Below are 263 nucleotides of genomic sequence, written 5' to 3'. Positions count from 1 at the left end.
GATACCTGCATCGGTCGGATCGTCGAGGCGCTGGACAAGGTCGGTGGCGAAGCCCTGATCACCGCCGACCACGGCAATGTCGAGCAGATGGAAGACGCGATGACCGGCCAGGCGCACACCGCGCACACCTGCGAGCCGGTGCCCTTCGTCTACGTCGGCAAGCGTAATGTCAGCATCCGCGAGGGTGGCGTGCTCGCCGACGTGGCCCCGACCCTGTTGAATCTGATGGGCCTGGAGCAGCCGAAAGAGATGACCGGCCAATC

1 pseudogene is annotated in these 263 nt (G+C 65.0%); it reads left to right on the top strand.

The features are described from left to right. A pseudogene (locus ACYYG1_RS17545) lies at positions 1–263 on the top strand (2,3-bisphosphoglycerate-independent phosphoglycerate mutase); the annotation flags it as partial.

The organism is Desulfocurvus sp. DL1XJH-121 (assembly GCF_054819825.1).
This window is presented reverse-complemented; position numbering and strand designations above follow the sequence as displayed.